Origin of the sequence: Psychrobacter sp. Ps6 (assembly GCF_022129235.1) — a bacterium.
In the GTDB taxonomy this organism is placed as follows: Bacteria; Pseudomonadota; Gammaproteobacteria; order Pseudomonadales; family Moraxellaceae; genus Psychrobacter.
On sequence record NZ_JADQAI010000011.1, the window covers coordinates 1 to 23,054 of the forward strand.

At 43.7% G+C, this 23,054-nt stretch carries 19 protein-coding genes; 4 read left to right on the forward strand and 15 right to left on the reverse strand.

The features are described from left to right. Positions 1 to 255: 255 nt before the first annotated feature. The 4 genes from fusA to I3255_RS11790 all read right to left on the reverse strand — a co-directional run bounded on the left by fusA (position 256) and on the right by I3255_RS11790 (position 5,288). Positions 256 to 2,382: an elongation factor G gene (gene fusA, locus I3255_RS11775; protein ID WP_238038989.1), complete on the reverse strand. Its 2,127-nt coding sequence runs from the start codon at positions 2,380 to 2,382 to the stop codon at positions 256 to 258. A gap of 351 nt (positions 2,383 to 2,733) precedes the next feature. Further along, a complete protein-coding gene (rpsG, locus tag I3255_RS11780) occupies positions 2,734 to 3,207 on the reverse strand; it encodes a 30S ribosomal protein S7 (RefSeq protein ID WP_057761735.1) in 474 nt (157 codons plus the stop codon). 208 nt (positions 3,208 to 3,415) lie between these two features. Further along, entirely contained in the window at positions 3,416 to 3,790 is a 375-nt protein-coding gene (rpsL, locus tag I3255_RS11785) for a 30S ribosomal protein S12 (protein WP_011281154.1), read from the reverse strand. 409 nt (positions 3,791 to 4,199) lie between these two features. Next, positions 4,200 to 5,288: an EcsC family protein gene (locus I3255_RS11790; RefSeq protein WP_238038990.1), complete on the reverse strand. Its 1,089-nt coding sequence runs from the start codon at positions 5,286 to 5,288 to the stop codon at positions 4,200 to 4,202. 526 nt (positions 5,289 to 5,814) lie between these two features. Between I3255_RS11790 and I3255_RS11795 the strand changes: the two genes are divergently transcribed. Beyond that, positions 5,815 to 7,050: a beta-ketoacyl-ACP synthase II gene (locus I3255_RS11795; RefSeq protein ID WP_238038991.1), complete on the forward strand. Its 1,236-nt coding sequence runs from the start codon at positions 5,815 to 5,817 to the stop codon at positions 7,048 to 7,050. Positions 7,051 to 7,053: 3 nt separating this feature from the next. Then, positions 7,054 to 8,736, forward strand: a complete 1,683-nt coding sequence (locus I3255_RS11800; RefSeq protein ID WP_238038992.1) for an anthranilate synthase component I family protein — start codon at positions 7,054 to 7,056, stop codon at positions 8,734 to 8,736. Positions 8,737 to 8,850: 114 nt separating this feature from the next. On the opposite strand, the gene hisC is transcribed toward I3255_RS11800, so the two are convergent. From hisC to I3255_RS11840, 8 genes are all read right to left on the reverse strand, one after another. After that, the gene (hisC, locus tag I3255_RS11805) at positions 8,851 to 9,984 is read right to left on the reverse strand and encodes a histidinol-phosphate transaminase (protein ID WP_238038993.1); all 1,134 of its coding nucleotides are present in this window, start codon (positions 9,982 to 9,984) and stop codon (positions 8,851 to 8,853) included. A gap of 76 nt (positions 9,985 to 10,060) precedes the next feature. After that, positions 10,061 to 11,356, reverse strand: a complete 1,296-nt coding sequence (gene hisD / locus I3255_RS11810; protein ID WP_201599911.1) for a histidinol dehydrogenase — start codon at positions 11,354 to 11,356, stop codon at positions 10,061 to 10,063. Between the two features lie 251 nt (positions 11,357 to 11,607). Next, entirely contained in the window at positions 11,608 to 12,300 is a 693-nt protein-coding gene (gene hisG, locus I3255_RS11815) for an ATP phosphoribosyltransferase (protein ID WP_238038994.1), read from the reverse strand. A 96-nt stretch (positions 12,301 to 12,396) separates the two neighbouring features. Next, complete coding sequence (murA, locus tag I3255_RS11820; RefSeq protein WP_238038995.1) at positions 12,397 to 13,665, reverse strand: UDP-N-acetylglucosamine 1-carboxyvinyltransferase; 1,269 nt, start codon at positions 13,663 to 13,665, stop codon at positions 12,397 to 12,399. A 111-nt stretch (positions 13,666 to 13,776) separates the two neighbouring features. Then, positions 13,777 to 14,028 (reverse strand): BolA/IbaG family iron-sulfur metabolism protein, encoded by a 252-nt coding sequence (locus tag I3255_RS11825; RefSeq protein ID WP_058025509.1) that lies wholly within the window; start codon positions 14,026 to 14,028, stop codon positions 13,777 to 13,779. A 164-nt stretch (positions 14,029 to 14,192) separates the two neighbouring features. Continuing rightward, entirely contained in the window at positions 14,193 to 15,170 is a 978-nt protein-coding gene (locus tag I3255_RS11830) for an alpha/beta hydrolase (protein WP_238038996.1), read from the reverse strand. Positions 15,171 to 15,505: 335 nt separating this feature from the next. Next, the gene (locus I3255_RS11835) at positions 15,506 to 16,306 is read right to left on the reverse strand and encodes a BON domain-containing protein (RefSeq protein ID WP_238038997.1); all 801 of its coding nucleotides are present in this window, start codon (positions 16,304 to 16,306) and stop codon (positions 15,506 to 15,508) included. Positions 16,307 to 16,505: 199 nt separating this feature from the next. Continuing rightward, entirely contained in the window at positions 16,506 to 16,994 is a 489-nt protein-coding gene (locus tag I3255_RS11840) for a YraN family protein (RefSeq protein ID WP_238038998.1), read from the reverse strand. 121 nt (positions 16,995 to 17,115) lie between these two features. Between I3255_RS11840 and rsmI the strand changes: the two genes are divergently transcribed. Next, positions 17,116 to 18,072: a 16S rRNA (cytidine(1402)-2'-O)-methyltransferase gene (gene rsmI / locus I3255_RS11845; RefSeq protein WP_238038999.1), complete on the forward strand. Its 957-nt coding sequence runs from the start codon at positions 17,116 to 17,118 to the stop codon at positions 18,070 to 18,072. Between the two features lie 54 nt (positions 18,073 to 18,126). Beyond that, complete coding sequence (locus tag I3255_RS11850; protein WP_238039000.1) at positions 18,127 to 19,146, forward strand: adenosine kinase; 1,020 nt, start codon at positions 18,127 to 18,129, stop codon at positions 19,144 to 19,146. 115 nt (positions 19,147 to 19,261) lie between these two features. On the opposite strand, the gene I3255_RS11855 is transcribed toward I3255_RS11850, so the two are convergent. The 3 genes from I3255_RS11855 to nfuA form a co-directional block, all read right to left on the reverse strand. Beyond that, a complete protein-coding gene (locus I3255_RS11855) occupies positions 19,262 to 20,572 on the reverse strand; it encodes an aminotransferase class I/II-fold pyridoxal phosphate-dependent enzyme (RefSeq protein ID WP_238039001.1) in 1,311 nt (436 codons plus the stop codon). A 242-nt stretch (positions 20,573 to 20,814) separates the two neighbouring features. Further along, a complete protein-coding gene (locus I3255_RS11860) occupies positions 20,815 to 21,828 on the reverse strand; it encodes a ParA family protein (protein ID WP_238039002.1) in 1,014 nt (337 codons plus the stop codon). A gap of 110 nt (positions 21,829 to 21,938) precedes the next feature. Further along, positions 21,939 to 22,601: a Fe-S biogenesis protein NfuA gene (gene nfuA, locus I3255_RS11865; RefSeq protein WP_238039003.1), complete on the reverse strand. Its 663-nt coding sequence runs from the start codon at positions 22,599 to 22,601 to the stop codon at positions 21,939 to 21,941. Positions 22,602 to 23,054: the final 453 nt, after the last annotated feature.

Below are 23,054 nucleotides of genomic sequence, written 5' to 3' on the forward strand. Positions count from 1 at the left end.
GGCTTGCTACGTTCAAACTTGGCCTTTGCCATGGGTATTTCCTCTTTTTTTTGGTTCCAAGGCTTAATTCATATAAATATGACAATTAAGAAAGTCTTGGTCACCTTAAGATAATTGTTAAAAGGTCGCACATACTAATGTGCAGATATTATAAGAAAATTGCGACCAATAACAAGTCTTTTAACAAGTTATTGGCCTATTCTTTAGTGACAATACACAGAGATCCTCTATATTGTCACCTTCAGTAAGTTTTATTTACTCGTCATCATCTTTAGAGTTGAACTTAGAGATGATTTCAGCAGCAACTGATTTTGGAATTTCAGCGTACTTTTGGAATTCCATTGAGTAAGTTGCACGGCCTTGTGACATAGAGCGCATTTGAGTGGCATAGCCAAACATTTCCGCTAATGGTACTTCAGCACGAATCTGTTTAGTACCACCAGGTAGGTCTTCCATACCCTGTACCAAACCACGACGACGGTTAAGATCGCCCATGATATCGCCCATATAGTCTTCAGGTGTTTCAACTTCTACTCTCATGACTGGCTCAAGTAGTGCTGGGTCAGCGGCTAGGAAACCTTTTCTGAAGGCCATAGAACCTGCCATTTTGAACGACAATTCATCAGAATCGACGTCATGGTAAGAACCATCATACAAGGTGGCTTTTACGCCAACAACTGGGTAGCCAGCAAGTACGCCGTTTTTCATGCGCTCTTGGATACCTTTATCAACCGCACCGTGGAATTCTTTTGGTACCGTACCACCAACAACTTCTTCAGCGAATTCATATTCAGTGTCGCCAGCTGGATCAAGTGGCTCAAGACGTAGCCAAACGTGACCAAACTTACCACGACCACCAGTCTGACGTACAAATTTGCCTTCTTGTTCAACCGTGTTACGAATCGTCTCACGATAAGCAACCTGCGGCGCACCAATGTTGGCTTCAACGTTGAATTCACGCTTCATACGGTCAACAAGAATCTCTAGATGTAGCTCACCCATACCACTGATGATTGTCTGACCAGACTCTTCGTCAGTGTGTACACGGAACGATGGATCTTCTTTCGCTAAACGGCCAAGAGCGATAGACATTTTTTCTTGGTCAGCTTTGGTTTTCGGCTCAACTGCTAGAGAGATAACTGGATCTGGGAACTCCATGCGCTCAAGTGTGATCACGTTGTCTTCGTCACATAGTGTATCACCAGTAGTCACATCTTTCATGCCGACTAAAGCTGCGATATCACCAGTACGAATTTCTGCAAGCTCTTCTTGAGAGTTTGCCATCATCTGTACGATACGGCCAACACGCTCACGCTTCATTTTAACTGGGTTATAAACGCTGCTACCCTGCTTCATCACACCAGAATAAACACGTACGAAGGTTAAGTTACCAACGAACTTGTCGTTCATGATTTTGAACGCTAGTGCTGAGAAAGGTGCTTCATCTGATGCTTCACGGCTGCCTTCGCTTTCGTCTTTATCATCAAGAATACCTTTAATAGCAGGTACGTCAATTGGTGCTGGTAGATACTGGATAACCGCATCTAGCATCTTTTGTACACCTTTGTTTTTAAAGGCAGTACCACAAAGAAGTGGGATGATTTCGTTATCGATAGTCAACTGACGAATAGCACTGTGGATCTGATCTACAGTCAATTCACCGTTTTCTAGATATTCGTTCATCAACTCTTCGTTGGCTTCAGCAGCGCTTTCTACAAGATATTCGCGGTATTCTGCTGCTTTGTCTTGTAGTTCAGTTGGGATATCACGCTCATCATACTGCATACCTTGAGACGCTTCGTCCCAATAGATAGCTTTCATGGTCACTAGATCAACAACGCCTTCGAAGTCATCTTCTTTCCCAATTGGAATAACCAATGGTACTGGCTTGCCGCCAAGACGGGTTTTGATCTGTTCGATAACACGATAGAAATCAGCACCAACACGGTCCATTTTGTTTACAAATGCAAGACGTGGTACTTTATATTTGTTCGCCTGACGCCATACGGTCTCAGACTGTGGCTGAACGCCGCCTACTGCACAGTAAACCATGCAAGCGCCATCAAGTACACGCATAGAACGTTCAACTTCGATCGTGAAGTCAACGTGACCTGGGGTATCGATGATGTTAATGCGGTGTTCGTCAAACTGTTTAGCCATACCTGACCAAAAACAAGTTGTTGCTGCTGAGGTAATAGTAATACCACGCTCTTGTTCTTGCTCCATCCAGTCCATAGTGGCTGCGCCATCATGTACTTCGCCAATTTTGTGGCTAACACCGGTATAGAATAAAACACGCTCAGTAGTGGTAGTTTTACCAGCATCGATGTGCGCTGAAATACCAATATTGCGATAGCGTTTTAGGGGAGTTTTACGAGCCATAGTGTTTTCCTAGGAAAAGTCGTGTATATAATAATGTATTGTGTCTCTACCTCATACTCTATGACAAAGCGTTCAGCTTCGTAATATTACTTACTGATTATTGAGCCTAATACGGACAAAAAAAGAGCAAATACTAAGAATAGTGTGGCATCAAATTTGGGATGTTCTCTAATGAAAGGATGAAAGTCATACTTGTTAAGAGGAACATCTGGATAGATGTCCGCCACCCCAATCATTAATAAATAGCATTTATATATGACCGGATGATGATGGCGGCAATCAATAGAATAAACAACAATGTAAGATTAATGAGTATGAGCCACTAATCTCAAGCTACTGTTAAAAAGTAGCTTAGAAACGGTAATGAGAGAATGCTTTGTTAGCATCTGCCATGCGGTGAACTTCGTCACGCTTTTTCATAGCAGCGCCTTTGCCATCAGCAGCATCATTCAATTCGCCAGCTAAACGCAAAGCCATTGATTTCTCAGAACGCTTAGCAGCAGCTTCAGCTAACCAACGCATAGCCAAGGCAGTACGACGGGAGGGGCGTACTTCCATTGGTACTTGATAGGTTGCACCGCCAACGCGGCGAGCTTTTACTTCTACCATTGGGCGTACATTTTCAAGCACTTCTTCGAAGAAAGATACTGGATCTTCAACTTTACGCTTCTCACTTACTGTCTCAAGTGCACCGTAAACGATACGCTCAGCAGTAGATTTTTTACCATCACTCATTACATGGTTGATGAATTTTGCAACAGTTTGGCTACCAAATTTAGGATCCGGTAGGATCTCACGGGCAGCAACGACGCGACGTCTTGGCATAATAAATTTCCTTATCTTCAGGAGTGTCTAACATTCACAACATCGACTACTTATCATTGGGATATAGCAGTGAGTTATCAGTTAGCCTTACTGCATGGTGGTATGTTTTAAGAGCAAATCACTTATATAAAAGTAATATGACTGCTGACACCAAACCCATGCACAGTTATTGGGTAGTACAAAAAGCTTATTTAATAACGTTTAGTTATTAAACTTTAGGCTTCTTAGCACCGTACTTAGAGCGACCTTGCTTACGGTCTTTAACGCCTGCGCAATCTAATGCACCGCGAACAGTGTGATAACGTACACCTGGTAGATCTTTTACACGACCACCACGGATTAGAACAACACTGTGCTCTTGTAGGTTATGACCTTCGCCGCCGATGTAGCTTGATACTTCATAGCCTGAAGTCAAACGTACACGACATACTTTACGCATGGCAGAGTTAGGTTTTTTTGGCGTGGTAGTATATACACGAGTACATACACCGCGACGCTGTGGGCACGCTTCCAACGCAGGAACTTTTGACTTTTCCTTGATGGTTTTGCGACCTTTACGAATCAATTGGTTAGTTGTTGCCATAAGGCATCCTTCTCCCGTTTGGTATAAAACAAAAAAATGGGCCAATGCACCATCTATCTGACAATAATTGCAGATTTCGGGGCACCCATTTTTAGGACAGTGTATTATAAAGAGTTGTTGCTGCTATTTCAACCACTTATGAATGGTTTCGCTTTACAACATTTGATAGATATGCATTCAGCCTCTTATTGTATCACTTTATCGTTTTTTCGCCGAAAAATAGCGTCATAAATAAAGTAAACAAGGTAGACTCAAGCACCATTAAGAAAAGATATTCAAATATAAATGCTACTTGATAGTAACTAAGTGGTGGTATTTATCCTGATTTCAAGTCACTCTACTCAATCAGACCAAGATAAATACCATTGTGCTTATTAATATACAACCCAACTAGCAAATAATATGTCTATTACTTGGCTTTTTTATCAGACGTTTGCTTGTCTAAGTCTTTTTTGCTACTGCTTTCTTCTGTATCGCTATTTTCTTCTGTCTTTTCTGTGTCTTTCTGCGCATCGTTATTGCTAGATTTTTTTACTTCAGCCTCGCTACTACTGTCATCAGTAATGGCACGATTGGCAAGTTTTGCCTCTGGCGCGAAAGTCGCTTGGGCAACGCCAATCACTTCATCAATCAACTGACTGTTATAATGTACGCCGATGGCTACTGCTGTAACGGGAATAAAACGGCGAACCCATAATAGGTTGATTTTGTCCAAATCAATCCCTACTTGGCTAGCAATACTGTCTATTTGCTCAGCATAGTAGTTTACGTTTTGATTTTTTAGACCCAAGTTCTTGAGCTCACTATGTAACCCGCGGCTCTGAGCATTATCAAGCAAACCTTTACCGATACCCATACCTGCTAGCAATGCTTGTTTTTCTTGCATTTTGCTTAGGTCTGCATTCGAAAGCAGTTCATACGCCATCTTCACACCTTGTTTACCTGTGAGCGGCTTATTGTATATAGCTGCAATTTGGTAGACAGTACGTAGAGATACTAGTAATAGCCATAAGGTATCAGCAAGTAGACCTGGCAGCCCTGCTAGACCTGTCAGGCCGCCCATTGCTGCAAGCGCTCGGTTTTGGTTAGCGATGTCGGTTGCAAGTGCATAACGCTCTTCATCATCTAAAGTGGCAATATTGGCAAAGCGATGCTCGTTCGGTAAATCTAATTGACTCCAGTTTGATGCAAGCTTTGCAACTTGAGCAAACGCGCTATCTACTGTCGATTGAAAAAAGCTATTTGGCACGACTTTTTTGGCATATTTACCATAAGTAGCAAAACGTGGGCCCAACAGTTGCTGCGTAGCCTTCAAGGTTTGCTCACGAAATAAATCTTGTTGATAGTCCTCATCACCTAGATCCACTGCTTTATATTGACGCGGCTTGCCTGTTTTGGCATTCATGCTATCAATCATTGAGCCTACGCGTTCTAGGTTATTGCGCGTGAAAGAGCCAATAGTATTGATACTTTTTGAAAGAGTACTACGCTTTGCCATCGTAATGTCCTTAATATGATGATTGGTTTTATTCTAGTATTAGTAGTTTTAAGCAATTATTTTAGTCAATCGCTATAGTCTTTGTCAGTGCGAACAATGTTATCACTGTCACAAATTTTGTATCTAAAAGTATAACTTAATTTTTATCTCACTTAACCATAGCCTTTAGCTCACCCATATTGTTTTTCATAAACAGTAAAGCAACTGCTTAAAAAAAAGGGCTTTATAGCCACTCACTTTCTCATTACCTTGTAGCCATAGAGGCTATTTCGTCATTATTTTACACTTGTCCAAAGATTTTCAACGCTTGATACGTTATCATGTGCCGTAAGTTAGAGCATAATTGTACACTGAATTTATATCGTCTTTAATAGGCTGTAGTTACCTTAATTCATGCTATCGTTATCTACATAGACTATTTTTTCACTATAATGCTCAAATTCATTCATCGTTAAACCTCATATATAGATTTACAACGATTATTGCCTGTCAATAGCGGCAAATCGTTACTTACAAGGAATAGAATATGCGTCGCGTCGTTATCACTGGAGCAGGGATTGTCTCTTGTATCGGACATGATTTAGCCACGGTCACTGCTGCTCTTAAAGAAGGAAAGTCTGGTATTACGTTCAATGATTCTTATGCTGAGCACGAGTTTAAATCACACGTGAGCGGTAGTATTAATCAATCAGAACTGGATACTAGTGGTATCGATCGTAAGCTCAAACGCTTTTTTAGTGATGCCAGTCTGTACGCTTATGTCAGTGCACTAAACGCCATTGAACATTCAGGACTGTCACTTGACACCATCAATAACAATCCACGCGTGGGCGTCGTCGCAAGCTCAGGTGGTGCGTCAACAGAAAACATCGTGAACGCTGTAGATGCTATGCGTGAAAAAGGGCTACGCGGTGTCGGTGCGATGGCCGTACCTAAAACCATGGGCAGCTCAGTATCAGCCGCCCTAGCCACTGGTCTAAAAATCCAAGGTGTCTCCTACTCGCTTGCCTCGGCTTGCGCGACCTCAACTCATTGTATCGGTCATGCCGCTGAGCTTATCCAACTGGGTAAAGCTGATGTGATATTGGCTGGTGGTAGTGAAGCTGAGCATTGGACACAGTCTTGTATGTTTGATGCGATGGGTGCAGTGAGCACTCAATATAACGACACGCCAACACTCGCTTCAAGAGCTTATGACAAAGATCGCGACGGGTTTGTGATTGCTGCTGGTGGCGCGATGGTTGTGGTAGAAAGTTTAGAGCATGCACAAGCACGTGGCGCCAATATCTTGGCTGAAATCGTGGGTTATGGTGCTACCTCTGATGGTGCCGAGATGGTTGCCCCAAGTGGTGAAGGCGCTGTACGCTGTATGCAACAAGCCTTAGCTGAAGCTGGCCTAGAAAGCGTTGATTATATCAATAGCCATGGTACCAGCACACCGCTAGGCGATATCACTGAGCTTAAAGCGATTGCCAAAGTTTTTGATAACGATGTCAGTAAAGTACCGGCTATCAGCTCAACCAAATCGATGACTGGTCATAGCTTAGGCGCTGTTGGTGCGCAAGAGCTGATTTACTGCCTACTTATGCTACAAGATGGCTTTATTGCCCCAAGTATCAACGTTGACAACCTAGATCCTGCAGCTGAAGGTTTCGATATCGTCACCCAAATGCGCGAGTCAAATCTTGAAACCTTGATGAGCAATAGCTTCGGCTTTGGCGGTACTAATGCCACGCTAATCATCAAAAAGTTTGACGCTTAAACCATGGTCGCACCAAATCAAATGATAACTGAGCAGACAGATTCTGACCCATCGCCAGCTAGCAAGTTTAGCTGGCGTTTTGGTGATTTGTCAGCGGCTGAATTAATGCCGCAGCTAAGACGCCATTTACTCAATCAAGATGATGCAGCAAATTGGCAATTGGCTTGGTTAAATAACGATAGACGACCAGTGATTGGCTTGATGCCTAAAGTCAGCTGGTCGGTTTATCCAGTTGACAATCATACTTCCAAAGATTCAAACCCTGTCTATAGAGTGGTTAAAAACTGCCGTGATAACTGCTCTACTCATAGCAAACCTATCACGACAGCCTATATGAGTTATCTAGAATGGCAAAATGAGCTTATTGCTTACAGCAAAGCTTATGATGACAATAGTAATAGCTCAAATAACATAAATTCGAAAAGCACAAAACCCAATTATCATCATGGTCTGATTGGTTTTATCGGTTACGATATCGCTGCTTATGAGTTAAGTCCTGCAGACAGAATCGAATTGGCAAATCAGCCTTGTGCTTCATTAGGGCATTACGATATCTATCTAACACCTGCAGCCGATACAGGTTGGGCGCTAAAAACTCACCATACCACTGATAACTCTGATGATACTCTCGACCATGAGCCGACAGAGCCACTTTTGGCTACTCTGACGTCCTACTTAGATGAACTGGATAAAAAGCTATCCGACAAATATCTTAATCAAGCACAATCTAAGCGCACATCACATACTATACCTGTCGTCCTAACGGCACGGTGGAGCAAGCGTGATTATCAGCAAGCATTTGATCGTACCCAAGACTATCTACAGCAAGGCGACTGCTATCAAATTAACCTGACGCAAAAGTGGTCTGGCTATCTGCCGTACGAGAACGATGCGACTCAACCAACTTCAGCACTTATCGATTATCTCCCTTTACTGCATCACAATACGCAAGCGCCTTTTGCAGGCTATTTGAGTGTTGATGGTGCAAGCGTTGAACACGTTAATACCTTTAACCACAGTTTTGAGCTATTGAGCTGCTCCCCTGAGCTGTTTTTTACTTTTACCAAAGATAAGGTGACTAATAAACACCATATCCTGACCAAGCCAATCAAAGGCACTATGCCTCGTGGCTCCACTGATAAGCAAGATAAATCGTACAAGCAACAACTGGTCGATAGCGAAAAAGACCGTGCCGAAAATGTGATGATTGTGGATTTGCTACGCAATGATTTGGGTAAATATGCCAAGATCGGTAGCGTAAAAGTGCCGCAACTGTTTGCGATTGAAAGCTTTAGTAACGTGCATCATATGGTCAGCACTATCACTGCTGAGCTAAAAACTGATACCCACCCATTGGCTGTATTGTTTGGTAGTCTGCCTGCTGGTTCTATCACTGGCACACCAAAAAAACGCGCTGTCGAAATTATCGCTGAATTAGAGTCTACACCGCGCGGTGCTTATTGTGGCACCATGGGTTATATAAATTTTGATGGCAGTGGTCAATGGAATGTGTTGATTCGCACGCTACAAGCCAATGGCTCAGCCAACAATGACTTTAATAAAGAAAAACACATAAATCTATGGGCGGGTGGCGGTATTACAGTGGCATCAGATTGTGATGCTGAATATCAAGAGTGCTTAGATAAGGTAGGTAACCTACTGGCGGTGTTGGCGAAAAAATTATAAACGACTAAAATACTATTTTGCACTGGCCTCTAAAAAGAAAAGCCTGCTTAACATTACGTTAGCAGGCTTTTTTATTACTTATCGATAGCATCTACTACACAAGCAGGTAAATCATTAATCAGCAATCATGCTAGTCTCTGTGTGCAGCTCTTTTAGCGCATTAATCAAACGCTCATGCTGATCTGAGGTGCCTACGGTGATACGCAAATACTCATTAATGCGCGGCTTATCAAAATGGCGAACGATAATCCCTTGATTACGCAAGGTACTCGCCACCGCACTTGCATTACCATCTTTTGGACGGGCAAAGATAAAGTTGGCATGCGAGGGCAATACTTTGTAGCCTAGCGCTGTCAACTCTGAGGTCAATGACGTGCGTAAATCGATGACCTGTTGACGAGTTTGCTCAAAATAATCCACATCGAGCACACTTGCTGTCGCACCAGCTTGCGCTAGCTTATCCAGTGGATAGCTATTAAAGCTATTTTTCATACGCGTCAATGCTTCAATCAATGAAGCACTACCAAAGGCCATCCCAACACGTAAACCAGCAAGTGACCGTGATTTTGAAAAGGTCTGCGTCACGATAACGTTGTCACACTCATTGATTAGGCTGACCGCTGAGACTTGCGAGCCTGTACTGTCTGCATCAGTCTGAGCAAAGTCAATATATGCCTCGTCAATTACAATCACGGCATTAGAATGCTCGCTGGCTAGCTTACGAATATCAGCAAGTGATAAGAGCAAACCTGTTGGCGCATTCGGGTTGGCAATGATGATACCGCTACAAGGCTGACGATAAGCATCAGGATCGATACTAAAATCATCTTCTAATGGGATCTTAACGAGATGTACGCCAAAAGTCTGCGCATAGACAGGATAAAAGCTGTAGCCAATATCAGGTGATAAAAGCGGACGCTCTTTTAGGAAGAAACTGGCAAATATAAGCGCCAATACTTCATCTGATCCATTACCGACAAACACTTGGCTGACATCAAGGTCATATGCTTGTGCCAATGCAGCACGCAGGTCATTAGACTCAGGTGCCGGATACAAACGCAGCTCTTGCGCTTGCTGAGTGAGTACCTTAACGATTGCCTCCCCTACTTTTGGTGAGGGCGGAAACGGGTTTTCATTGGTATTCAGTTTGCATAAATTGTCGTGTTGCGGCTGCTCACCCGGCACATAAGGTGACAAGTTGCGTGCTTTAGATGACCAAAGTCTGGTATCTATCTTTGACTCACTCATAAATTATCCTACTAATTAGCCATACAGACTATTAAAAATATCTATCAAAAGTAAAAACGAAGACGCTCAAAATATCTTACTGATAACGATAACGGGCTGAGCGCGCATGGGCTTCTAGGTCCTCACGTTGCGCTAGAATATCAGCCGTCTCAGCCAATGGCTTGCTACCTGATTCACTGCAATAAATAATTGATGATTTCTTCTGAAAGTCATAAACCCCAAGCGGTGAAGAAAAGCGCGCAGTACCGGATGTTGGTAGCACATGGTTCGGTCCTGCACAGTAATCCCCAATGGCCTCAGGCGTGTGACGACCCATAAAGATAGCACCCGCATGACGAATATCATCTAACAATGCATCAGGGTTATCAACGGATAACTCCAAATGCTCAGGGGCAATACGATTAATCAGTGCCATACCCTCGCTACGATCTTTCACTAATATAAGTGCACCACGATTTTGTAGCGAATCGCGTGCGATATCTGCTTTTGGTAGCTCAGCGAGTGCTCTTTCTATCTCTAACGCGACTTCTTTTAGCTGCTCTTCACTGGTCGTCACAAAGATGGCTTGAGCGATACGGTCATGCTCTGCTTGCGACAACAAATCCATTGCGAGCCAATCAGCTCGATCTTGCGCTTCACCCTCTGCATATACCAACACTTCTGAAGGGCCTGCAATCATATCAATGCCGACTTGTCCAAATACTGCGCGTTTGGCTGCCGCGACATACTTATTGCCCGGCCCTGTGATTTTATCCACGGCTGGAATGGTCTCAGTGCCATAGGCTAAAGCTGCTACCGCCTGCGCGCCGCCAATGGTAAAGACACGGTCAACTTGGGCCAAATGTGCTGCTGCCAATACCAAAGGATTGAGCACCCCTTTTGGCGCTGGTACGACCATGATGACTTCAGCGACGCCAGCCACTTTGGCAGGGATAGCATTCATCAATACTGATGATGGATAAGATGCCAAGCCACCCGGCACATAAATGCCAACGCGATCAAGTGGCGTGACTTTTTGACCTAGGCGATTGCCTAGCTCATCCTCATATTGCCACGTTTCTTGCACTTGGCGCTCATGAAAGGTCTGTACCCGGGTTGCGGCTGTGGTCAACGCCGTTTTTACATTCTCATCAAGATTGGCAAATGCATCGGCAAGTGCTTCTTTAGACAGCTCCAACTCTTGCATCGTTGTCGCTGGATGCTGATCGAATTGCTGAGTTAATGCCAATACGACGCTATCGCCATCCGCACGTACTTGTGCGATGATATCGTCAACGGTATGTAATAATTCAGCATCATTGACGGTTTCAAAGGCAAGCAGTTGTGTCAATTGATTGTCAAAATCGGCATCTTGGGTACTTAACTGGCGCATGACCTAATCCTATATCTGAGCATAAAATACTGCTGAAAATAAACGACGTGAATATAGCTAAAGTATGCTTATTATTCACAAATATGGCGACTTATTCGCTGTCTTCTTGTCTAAATTTTACGGTGATTTTATTTTTTCGCAAGCTAAGACAATAAAACCAGTTTAGCACGCTATATCACTCATAGCCTGCTAAACTGGTTTAAAAATTCGTATCACCATGCTTTATATTACCAATGATTGACACCGGTTTACTAGGCATTTGCAATACTGTTTTTAAAGCTGTCTAAAATAGGTTCTAGTAACGCAAATTTGCGCTTATAGCTGACTTGATTGACGATAAGACGTGATGACACATCACAAATATGATCGCGCGCTTCAAGCCCATTCGCACGTAGAGTATTACCTGTATCAACCACATCGACAATCAAATCACCCAAGCCCACCAATGGTGCAAGCTCCATAGATCCATAAAGCTTAATGACATCAACTTGCTGACCTTGACTCGCAAAATAAGCGCGCGCTACATTGACATATTTGGTCGCGATACGCAGACGACGATTGGGCAATGGTGCATCTTTTACGCCAGCAGTCATCAATTTGCATTGAGCGATTTTTAAATCAAGCAATTCGTACACGTGATTCGCGCCATGCTCAAGCAGCACATCTTTCCCCGCTACACCAAAATCAGCCGCGCCGTGTTCGACGTAGGTCGGTACGTCGCTCGCACGCAAAATTAATACACGTACATTTGGGTTTGATGTTGGAAAAATAAGTTTGCGCGAGGCTTCAGGGTCTTCTAAAAGATCGACACCCGCTGCACGTAGCAGTGGCATCGTCTCTTCTAGAATACGGCCTTTTGATAGTGCCAAGGTTAGACCTGAAAACGCATCGTTTACTTCGTTTAATAGGCTGTCGGCTGGTGCAGGTTTGCTTGTCTCAGTCATAGTGACATCATGTCCATGTGCAGTTAATTTCCCCATTTAAGGGAAGTTTTAATGTATAACGTAATTCATGTATAAACTACGGTTGACCTATCAATATTAGCCGTTGGTATTGACACGTTGGATATTAACACCAAGGCTACGCAGCTTTTCTTCAACATGCTCATAACCACGGTCAATATGGTAAATACGGTCAATCAAGCTCTCGCCTTCTGCCGTTGCAGCCGCCATTACAAGTGACATAGAAGCACGTAAATCTGTTGCCATAACTGGTGCCGCCGTAAAGTTCTCGACGCCTCTGATTACCGCAGTATGGCCATCCACTTGGATAGATGCACCCAAGCGGTTTAGCTCAGGTACGTGCATATAGCGGTTTTCAAAGATGTTTTCGATAATGGTGCTCGTTCCATCAGCCAGACAGCAAATCGCCATCAGCTGAGCTTGCATGTCTGTTGGAAAACCTGGATGTGGCTGAGTCCGGATATCTACTGGCTTTGGACGCCCTTTCATTTGCGCGCGAATCCAGTCATCACCTGTTGTAATTACCGCACCCATCGCTTCAAACTTCTCAAGTACTGGGTACAATAAAGACGCCGTGGTGTTTTTGGTCAGCACATCACCTTGAGTCATCAAGGCACCAGCGAGATACGAGCCTGTCTCAATACGATCCGGTACCACTGAATACTCACAACCGTGTAGACGTTCTACCCCTTCAATGGTCATGGTAGAAGTACCGATGCCGCTGATTTTGGCGCCCATCGCAACTAACATATTGGCTAAATCGACTACTTCTGGCTCTAATGCACAGTTAGCCAAAACTGTTGTTCCTTTAGCCAATGCTGCTGCCATGATGACGTTTTCCGTACCGCCAACTGTCACCATATCAAATGAGAAGTGGCAGCCAATCAGCTTACCGCCTTTAGGCGCTTGCGCTTTTACGTAACCATTCTCTACGCTGATTACCGCACCCATCGCTTCAAATGCTTTTAAATGCTGATCAACAGGACGTGAGCCAATCGCACAGCCACCTGGCAACGACACTTCAGCTTCGCCAAAACGTGCCAATAATGGACCTAGTACCAAAATTGACGCACGCATGGTTTTTACCAAATCATACGGCGCATAAAAATTATCGATGCTTTTTGTGTCGCAAGTGACCGTGTCGCCCTGCTTTTGGATATCAATCCCCATGCCACCGATCAATTCAATCAATGTACGCACGTCTTTTAACGACGGTACATTGTGCAATGTCGTTGGGGTCTCGGCCAGTATCATAGCGGCAAGTAATGGCAAAGCGGCATTTTTGGCGCCTGAAATAGTAACTTCCCCTGCGATACGACTACTACCAGTGATTAAAAATTGATCCATAAGGGTGACAACCTAGCGATGAGTATAAAAAATGATGAAAACCAGATGGATAGAATTCATCTATTGATATGACGAATTCTATATTGTCTGGTCGTGTAGAGAGCTATTTAATTAGCCTTTTGATTGAGCGTCCCATTCAGCAGGCGTTAGCGCTTGAATATTGAGGGCATGAATATCGCCACTCGCAATCTTATCATTGACTAGCGCATAAATGGCTTGCTGACGTTGAACGGCTCGTTTACCTTCAAAGCTTGCATCAACCACGCGCACATCAAACTTGTTACCTTGATTGGCAGCTTGGATAAAAGCGTCTGGGAAGTGAGTCTGTAAAAATGCGATCAAATCGTCAGCGTTCATGCTCATAGAATAGTCTGCCTTAAAGTTTAGAATAGGGTATAGATTTAAAGTAATGACATTATAACAAGAGTTTGCATATCTTACAGTACTGTCTTACCCAAGTGTATTTGAGGACTGAGACAATATGAAACATCAAGCAACTCTCAGCCACTCATACGGAGAGTGACAAGCTACTTAAGCATTTTATCCAAGTACGTTAATACTTGCGCGCGTACGTCATTGACCCAGCGTAGCGGCGGTGCCATTGCTCCAATGCTAGTTGCGTGACTCGCGCCTTCAATCTCACCAGTTTCAACGGTGACGCCTGCTTTTTTGAATGCTTCTGTCATTTTGATTGCGTTTGTCGGATGTACGACTTTGTCTTTTTCTGCTGTCAATAACAAGTACGGTGGCTGTGCACCCTTAATCTGACGATCGGGCATCACTTGATCAGGCGTCGCATCTGGAGCAAAGGCTGTCGCACTATCGAATTTGCGAAAGTCGTAGCTATAAGGTCCTGCAATACCAATCACGGTTGCAACGTCTGTTGGCTTGATACCATAAGGTGCCAAAAAGTCTTCATTTGATACTACGGCAACGGCATTGAACGCACCAGCAGAGTGTCCCATGACAGCGACACGCGATGGATCCGCATGCAAGCTGGTCGCATTCTCAATACTCCAAGCAATCGCTTGCGCGGCATCTTCGACATAATCGGGATAGACGTGCTCAGGTGCTTTGCGATAATTAATCACTGCGGTGACATAGCCTGCCTGCGCTAAGCTTTGACCGACAAAGGCATACTGCTCTTTATTACCACTCTCCCATGAGCCGCCATGAACAAATACCACCATTGGGTAGTTGCTATTGATAGCGCTTTGAGCTTTCATTGCCTGTGCCAAGGGCTTGGGATAGTAAACATCCAAATCTTGCAAAGGCTCATCACCGTATAAGATGTCTTTACTCACCCCTACACCGCCACTAGAAGTAATACCATTGACGATAGCGAGTGGTGATAATGCCTGTGCACTTTGCGTCACGAATGCAATACTACCTAATGCCAGAACTGCAGCGCCTGTGAATCTCAGCGTGCGTACTTTTTTACCAGAGGATTTGCTGTATCTGTTAATGTCTTCACTCTGTTGTATACGGTTTTTTGAATCCTTCATTGCCAGTATCCTATTATATTTATTAATCAATAATGAGTAGCGTTATAGCAGCTATGCTGTTTCGTTAATTGGTCAAGGATATACTTTCACTTGAAAAAATAAGTGACCAACTTGCTGCTTCTGCTACTTTTTACTATTGATATAGTACTCACTGGCTGAGGATTTCTCGTGCTTTTACTGTCATATCTATTTAGGCTTATTGTGATTAATATCAAAGAAGGCTACTAGCATCATATGATGTGACTGGTATCACATATAACTAAGTAGCCATTATATAGGCTCTTATTTATCGTCAATCATCGCTTGGTAGACTCAGCTTGACAAACTCAGTAGTTTTACTGATTTTGATAAAGGTCGATATATGGGCTTGATGATGGTTGCGCCGTAGTAGCCTCTTCTTCCGTTATTACTATCGGCGTTGCCGTACTGACAGCGGTATCTTGGACAGTGGGTGCGACCGCCGGATTGGCTAGATTGTTCTCGTACATAATATCATCATCGTTTATCTTTACGCCTCTATCGTCGACAACTGTCGTCAGCAGTACCAGCTCGGTCACCCCAACAGTGCTGTTCGCCACATCAATCAGGTTGCTTTGCTGGGTGGGTGTCATGCGACCCATAATATAGACCACGCCATTGTTGGTGACTGCTTTGATCTGTGAGGTTTTGACGCCATCGCTGGCAGCTATTTTTGCCAGTAGTTTTGAGGTGATATAACCATCATGAACCGTTGAGCTATAGCCTTTTGAGGCACTCACTTCCATTTCGTTGTAGACACGGCGCACATCTGGCATGGAGCTTACGACCTTTTCTACTTCTGCTTTGAGCGCTTCAGACGGTACTTCCCCTGTGAGCAACACTTCGCTATTGAAGCTATCGATACCCATACGGCTGGTCTGCTGCAAATCTTCTTTTAGCCCATACACGTTGATTTTGGCAGTATGCTCGATACTACGATCTAGTAGACGCTGCGGAATGGTGCGCTCAGTCATTGGCACACCGTAATTTCCTTCTGTACTGTTGGTCAGATAATTGGTGGCACAGCCTGTACTGACCACACAAGCGGCAAGCATAATGCTCGTCGTAATACAGCGTGATGAACCAAAAATAGCAGTGCGCGAATGCATCCGTGTCATTGTTTACCTCTTAGAGCATGGTGGTGACGGTGTTATAAATTCAATGTGTTGAGTCAATCTTTATCTAGCAGTGATAAGTCAAATTTCGTTAACAGCTACTTTACTTAATTTTGGCCAGCAGCGGTTAGGTTTTTGGTAACGAGTATTGCGCGTTACATTCAGTCAAGCGCGCAAGTCATCCAGTATTGACGTTGTATATTTACTCCCATGCATTGGCTACAAAGGCGCCTTTAAGCCATTCCGGCTCATCGCTCAACAGATTCCCTTTTGAGCTGAGCTTACCCGCCGTATTATAAGCAATGACATCAAAGCGGCAGTCATAACGAGCATATTCAGGATGCTGCTGCAAAAAATACTGCGCTGCTTTAATCACTTTGCGTTGCTTACTGGTCGTCACGCTGAGTGCTGCATCGCCATAAACCGACCGCTTGCGCTGGCGAACTTCGATAAATACTAGCGTTGACCATGCGGGTCCTGCTTCCATCATGACCAGATCTAGCTCGCCTATTTTTGGCTGTTGCCAGTTTTGCGCCACCAACCGCAACCCTTGTGCTTGTAAATACTCACATGCCTGCTGTTCAAACTGACTACCTTGGCGTTGTTTCGGTGAGGTTAAGATCAAGGGTTTATGATTCGCCATAAGGTTAATTCGTCTGCTTAACATTTGAGAATTATCATAGCACAACATGCTAAACTAGCCACTTCTGCGCGTTATGCTCTCCAAATCTATTGATTTATTCACTCACTATTTGACTGGATAACGACTGGATATAATAGCGCACTATTATTGTTAATAACCCGAGGTTTTCATGTCTACCCCTACTGCGATGCCAGCTTGTCTCTATATCGTTGCCACGCCGATTGGCAACTTGACCGACATGACGCCACACGCGATTGATGTCTTAAAGCAGGTCGCAATCATTGCCTGCGAAGACACTCGCACTTCAGGTAAGCTGTTGTCGCATTTTGGTATTGATACCAAAGGAAGTAAAACGGATGAGGCAAAAAGCTCAGAGACTCATCATGCTACAAGTAGTGTAGAAGATGATGAGACCACAACGAAGCAAAAAGGCCATAATAAGCTATGGGCCTATCACGAACACAATAGCGCTATTCAAACACCTAAAATCATTGAAATGATTGAACAAGGTCATTCGGTTGCTTTAATTAGTGACGCTGGTACACCACTTGTCAGTGATCCAGGTTATCAATTGGTGCAGGCTGCGCATGAGGCTGGCGTGACCGTATCTCCTATCGTTGGGGCTTCTGCTGCCATTGGCGCATTGTCAGTGGCGGGGTTGCCATCAGATCGATTTAGCTTTATTGGGTTTTTACCAGCCAAAACTCACGGTCGTCAGAAACAACTGAACGACTTGATCGCACGTACCGAAACTCTGATATTTTATGAAGCGCCGCATCGCATCGTATCTAGCCTAGAAGACATGGCGATGATATTTGGTGCAGACCGTGCAGTGACTTTTTGTCGTGAATTGACCAAAACGTTTGAAACGGTACATAAAAGTACCCTTGGCGAGTTGGTCGAGTTTGTCAAAGCAGACGACAATCAGCAACGCGGTGAGATCGTCGTGGTCGTCGCTGGCGTCGGTGTCGCAAAGGATACTAACGATATCAGTACGCATGATAAATTGCTACAGCGTTTGTTAGAAGATTTATCGGTCAAAAAAGCAGCCGCGCTGGCCTCAGATATCACTGGTGTAAAAAAGAATGCACTTTATCAGCGTCTACTAGAGTTACAAGCTGACTAGTTTTTAGCAATAAAAAAGATAACCGTTTATAAATTAATTGAAGAGAGGTAAGCAATGTACGATGTAATGGCGATAGGTAATGCGTTGGTTGATCACGAATATGTGCTGTCAGATGCGGCACTAGAAGAGACCGAGCTGACCAAAGGTAATATGACACTAGCAGAGTTTGAGGAGCAGCAGCAACTACTGGCTTACTTTAAGTTGGCTGAGATTGAGCCATCAAAACAAGCCGGCGGTGGCTCAGCAGCCAATACAATGTTTACCTTTGCCAGCCTTGGCGGTAAGCCGTTTTATGCTTGCCGCGTCGGTGATGACGATCAAGGGGCGTTTTACCTCAGAGACTTGCACGAAGCAGGCGTCGCAACCTCAGACAAATCTATCCATGAAGGCGGTGTGACCGGCTCATGCGTGGTCGCTGTCACCGAAGATGGCGAGCGTACTATGCAGACCTATCTTGGCACCTCAAGCGAAATCGCAGCCGACAATGTTGATTTTGATGCGTTGACGCAAGCAGACTGGCTATATTTAGAAGGCTATTTGGCCATGTCTGAAAGCATCCAACCAGCAATGACGCAACTGCGTCAACAAGCCGGGATTCATAATGCAAAAATCGCTGTGAGTTTTGCGGATCCTGCTGTAGTGAAGTTCGCCAAAGACGGCCTACTTAATATGCTTGGCAATAAAGTCGCCGTGATATTCTGTAATAGCGAAGAAGCCAAGCTGTTCACCGATAAAAAACAAGTCAAAGCTGCTGCCCGTGCTTTGCTTGATCATTGCCAAACAGCGGTCGTCACTGATGGTGCCAACGGTGCGGTCATTGCCCACAAACCTGATGACGAGTCGGAGATTGAAGTTTACGACGTGGCAACGCCAGTAGTAACCAGTGTCATCGATACCAACGGCGCAGGTGATAACTACGCGGGTGCCTTCTTGTATGCGCTATCGCAGCATTATAGCTTGCCAGAGTGTGGACGTCTTGCCAGCGAAATATCGTCACAAGTCATCCAGCAGTTTGGACCACGTCTTGCCTCGCAGGATTACCGAGATATCGCTCAGCGTGTCCTATCTGCTTAAATGCTGAATATGTATATTTAACGCAAATAAAAAGCCCATATCGACTTGATATGGGCTTTTTTGTTTATGGATTATAATCACTCAAATAATTTTCCTAAATGAGCATGCTTTTATATTAAGCAGTAGCTAATGCTTGCGCAAGATCGGCTTTGATGTCTTCAATATGCTCGATACCAATAGATAAACGTACCATATCCTCACTAACGCCAGCTTGCTCAAGCTCTTGCCCATTTAACTGACGATGCGTCGTCGAGGCAGGATGACAGGCTAAGGACTTGGCATCGCCGATATTCACCAAGCGCGTAATCAATTGTAGCGCGTCGATAAAGCGCGACCCTGCCTCCAGACCGCCTTTTACCCCAAAGGTTAAAATAGCAGAAGGCGTGCCTTTCAAGTACTTTTGGGCAAGCTCATGCTCAGGATGGTCAGACAGGCCTGCATATTTTACCCAAGCGACCTTGTCATGGTCACGTAAGTATTCTGCAACGGCTTGTGCATTCTGTACATGACGCTCCATCCGCAGGCTCAGCGTTTGCATCCCTTGTAGAATACTAAACGCATTGAGCGGACTAAGCGCCGCACCCGTATTGCGTAACGGTGCGACACGAGCACGGGCGATGAAGGCAGGCGCGCCCACGTCTTTGACAAAGTTCACACCATGATAACTGGCGTCTGGCGTGTTCAGTAATGGGAAACGCTCAGGATAATCGCCCCACGCAAACGTACCGCTATCAACAATCGCACCGCCAATCGACGTCCCCGTGCCGCTCATATACTTGGTCAATGAATGCACCACAATGTCCGCACCAAACTCAAACGGACGGCATAGCGCAGGTGTGGCAACGGTATTATCAATCACGACAGGCACACCGTACTCGTGAGCAATATCACTGAGCACCTGAATATCTACGATGTTACCCAATGGATTACCGATACTTTCGGCAAATACCATCTTAGTCTTATCATCGATTAAATCACGAATGGCTTCTGGATTTTTGTGGTCAAAGAAACGCACCTTGATGCCTTGACGCGGCAAGGCATGCGCAAACAAATTGTAAGTACCACCATATAGCGTCGATACGGCAACGATATTGTCGCCTGCTTCACAAATGGTCTGGATCGCATAAGTGATAGCAGCCATACCAGAGGCGACCGCAAGCGCACCGATACCGCCTTCAAGCGCAGCAACGCGCTCTTCTAGCACCGCATTGGTCGGATTCATAATACGAGTATAGATATTGCCTGCGACCTTTAGATCAAACAAATCGGCACCATGCTGAGTATTATCAAACGCATACGAGCTGGTATGGTAGATAGGTACGGCGACTGCTTTGGTCGTTGGTTCAACACTATAACCAGCATGAATCGCCAAGGTCTCAAGACGCGGCGTGTTCTCTACCTGTGTGTTTGGTTGTCCGTTACTCATGTTGTGCTCCTATTTATTTGTTATTCATTTACTATTTAACGATCAAACGAATCATCAAAAATTATGTCAAAAAATCTACCTTAATCTATCTGTCACCAAGCCATCTATAACCAAATCGTCTATTGCCAAACCATTTATTGCCAAAAGATAGACATAAAAAAAGCTGAGTTAATCATAACTCAACTTTTTTATGAAAAAAACAGCAAATTTTTTGTATAAAAATAATTTTAATATATTCCTAATTATAATTTATTTACTATTTCATCTATCGATTTTAAAGCAAGTTTTCTGTATTCAGGCTTTACTTGTACTCTTCTTCCGGCTATAGATAATCTGCCTGTAGGCATTATAGAAAAAGGACAGCCTCTAGCAAAAGCAACAACGCCAGTTGTACCAAAATCACGGACACTCACCATACCATCTATAGCGTCACTAAAAGTAAAATTGTCTGGATAGTCATTGACGAGTTCATTAACATCATGATCAATTCCCGTCAACACTGCCTTGAAAGCTGAGGCGTCTCCCATATATTGAGTAATTCTGTTTTTAATTATTAAATGTATTTTTGGAAGCTCTCTACCAGCATCATTTAATTTTTTAGAGAATGTATAGTTCTTATATACTTCTGAAGGTAGTTTTTGACCATATATAAGTGAAAATGCATTTTGGATAGCTCTTCTAGATGAATCATCTGCCATAACCGGCAGCACCACATTATCTGAAGCGGCAATAGCAATCTGTGTATACATGGAGAAGCTTGGATTAGTGTCTATAAAAACATAGTCATAATCCAAGTTCTCTAGTAAATCACTTAACCAATCAATAATAGACATCCATGCATTGATACCTGGTATATCATTGTTAGCCAAAGTGTTCATCGCAATAGCTTGAAGCTCTAACAGGGCATCACCACATATTAAATCGAGATTCTTTGGTATATTTTCATTAAATAAACTAGGATTCATAACAAAGGCAGTAGCATCAAAGCTTGGTTTTGTAAAGGGAGAGCTTAATCGATAATCAAAATATCCTCCAATACTACATCTTGGCACTTTTCCTTGTTGCATCAAAAGATTATTGCTTCCGCTCTCCTCCTGACCACCTAACAACATTTCAGATATATTAGCTTGAGGGCATATGTCTATAACCAAAACTCGTTTATCTGAGTTTAGTTCTGCAAATCTTGTAACAGCCTGAAAAGTCAAACTTGTTTTACCAGTGCCACCTTTGTTATTCCAAAATGCATAAATCTTCATAAATATTCCTCCAAAATTAGATAGGAATAGTACCATATGTCCATTTTTGACACAAGCATGTCATTATTGTACAAAGAATCAATATTTAAACAAAGTCTACTAATACTTATTTACTTATAGTAAGCATTTTCTGTACGAGTATGATCGGTATCATCAACCACTTGCGTCAGCTCTGGTATTTGCTGCTTAAGCTGTACTTCAACACCTTGACGCAGCGTCATATCGACGGCTGAACAGCCTTGGCAACCACCGCCGAATTTTAAGACAGCAGTTAGGCCAATACCTTCTTCATCAATCAATTCAAGCAACTGTACGTCACCGCCATGCGCGGCCAAGCCAGGGTTAATCTCTGACTGTAAGACATAGTTAATACGCTCTTCGACACTGGCATCAGCGCCCACTTTGGGTACTTTAGAGTTTGGCGCGCGGAAGGTTAGCTGACCACCAAAACGATCTTTATTGTAATCGATGACCGCATCTTCTAGATAAGGAACCGATGCCGCTTCGATAAAGGCCGAAAAGTCATCATAAGTAAAACGCAAATCTGCGCTGTCTTCTTCGCCCGGCTGGTTATAGGCCATGCAGCACTCTGCGCGCGGCGTGCCTGGATGCTCAACGAAGATACGCACACCAATACCATCAGTATCTTGCTTGGCTAACAAATCTGCTAAATAGCCTTGAGCCGATTCAGTGATGGTGATATTGCTTTTTACTTCAACTTGCTCAGTATCTAATGCTGACTCATAGTCAGCGGCTTGATTTTGCTCACTCATAATATTTCCTATGCATTGTGACACAAGCGCAATATCTATTATGGCTACTGTGTCGTGAATTTGAATTTTTCAGAATTTTTACGGCGTATATCAGTTTGCAAGTCATCAGTGCTTTAGGTTTATTATTGTAATGCACCGGCAGCAATAGTCATAAAATTTAATCCGTCTATAATGGCCATTATACCTGAATCAAGTAATAATTCCGACCGTGCTACTGCGAATTGAGCCGCGACCACTATAAATGGTTGTCATTGGTTTTTTTAATGGCGCTACAAATCACTAGATTAAGCATTGTTTATATAATGACCGATAAGCTACCCTCTATATAAAGACAGCTACATTATTTATCAAGCAGACTAAATACAAATAATGCCTACCAAGGATACACCCCTAAACATCTTTCTACTTGTCAGAAAGTCACAGGCTGTGTCAGTATTAGCGTCATTAATTTTT

Coding starts and splice junctions, on each gene's coding strand:
- fusA (WP_238038989.1), bottom strand. CDS start 2,382: ATGGCTCGTAAAACTCCCCTAAAACGCTATCGCAATATTGGTATTTCA.
- rpsG (WP_057761735.1), bottom strand. CDS start 3,207: ATGCCAAGACGTCGCGTCGTTGCTGCCCGTGAGATCCTACCGGATCCT.
- rpsL (WP_011281154.1), bottom strand. CDS start 3,790: ATGGCAACAACTAACCAATTGATTCGTAAAGGTCGCAAAACCATCAAG.
- I3255_RS11790 (WP_238038990.1), bottom strand. CDS start 5,288: ATGGCAAAGCGTAGTACTCTTTCAAAAAGTATCAATACTATTGGCTCT.
- I3255_RS11795 (WP_238038991.1), top strand. CDS start 5,815: ATGCGTCGCGTCGTTATCACTGGAGCAGGGATTGTCTCTTGTATCGGA.
- I3255_RS11800 (WP_238038992.1), top strand. CDS start 7,054: ATGGTCGCACCAAATCAAATGATAACTGAGCAGACAGATTCTGACCCA.
- hisC (WP_238038993.1), bottom strand. CDS start 9,984: ATGAGTGAGTCAAAGATAGATACCAGACTTTGGTCATCTAAAGCACGC.
- hisD (WP_201599911.1), bottom strand. CDS start 11,356: ATGCGCCAGTTAAGTACCCAAGATGCCGATTTTGACAATCAATTGACA.
- hisG (WP_238038994.1), bottom strand. CDS start 12,300: ATGACTGAGACAAGCAAACCTGCACCAGCCGACAGCCTATTAAACGAA.
- murA (WP_238038995.1), bottom strand. CDS start 13,665: ATGGATCAATTTTTAATCACTGGTAGTAGTCGTATCGCAGGGGAAGTT.
- I3255_RS11825 (WP_058025509.1), bottom strand. CDS start 14,028: ATGAGCATGAACGCTGACGATTTGATCGCATTTTTACAGACTCACTTC.
- I3255_RS11830 (WP_238038996.1), bottom strand. CDS start 15,170: ATGAAGGATTCAAAAAACCGTATACAACAGAGTGAAGACATTAACAGA.
- I3255_RS11835 (WP_238038997.1), bottom strand. CDS start 16,306: ATGACACGGATGCATTCGCGCACTGCTATTTTTGGTTCATCACGCTGT.
- I3255_RS11840 (WP_238038998.1), bottom strand. CDS start 16,994: ATGTTGTGCTATGATAATTCTCAAATGTTAAGCAGACGAATTAACCTT.
- rsmI (WP_238038999.1), top strand. CDS start 17,116: ATGTCTACCCCTACTGCGATGCCAGCTTGTCTCTATATCGTTGCCACG.
- I3255_RS11850 (WP_238039000.1), top strand. CDS start 18,127: ATGTACGATGTAATGGCGATAGGTAATGCGTTGGTTGATCACGAATAT.
- I3255_RS11855 (WP_238039001.1), bottom strand. CDS start 20,572: ATGAGTAACGGACAACCAAACACACAGGTAGAGAACACGCCGCGTCTT.
- I3255_RS11860 (WP_238039002.1), bottom strand. CDS start 21,828: ATGAAGATTTATGCATTTTGGAATAACAAAGGTGGCACTGGTAAAACA.
- nfuA (WP_238039003.1), bottom strand. CDS start 22,601: ATGAGTGAGCAAAATCAAGCCGCTGACTATGAGTCAGCATTAGATACT.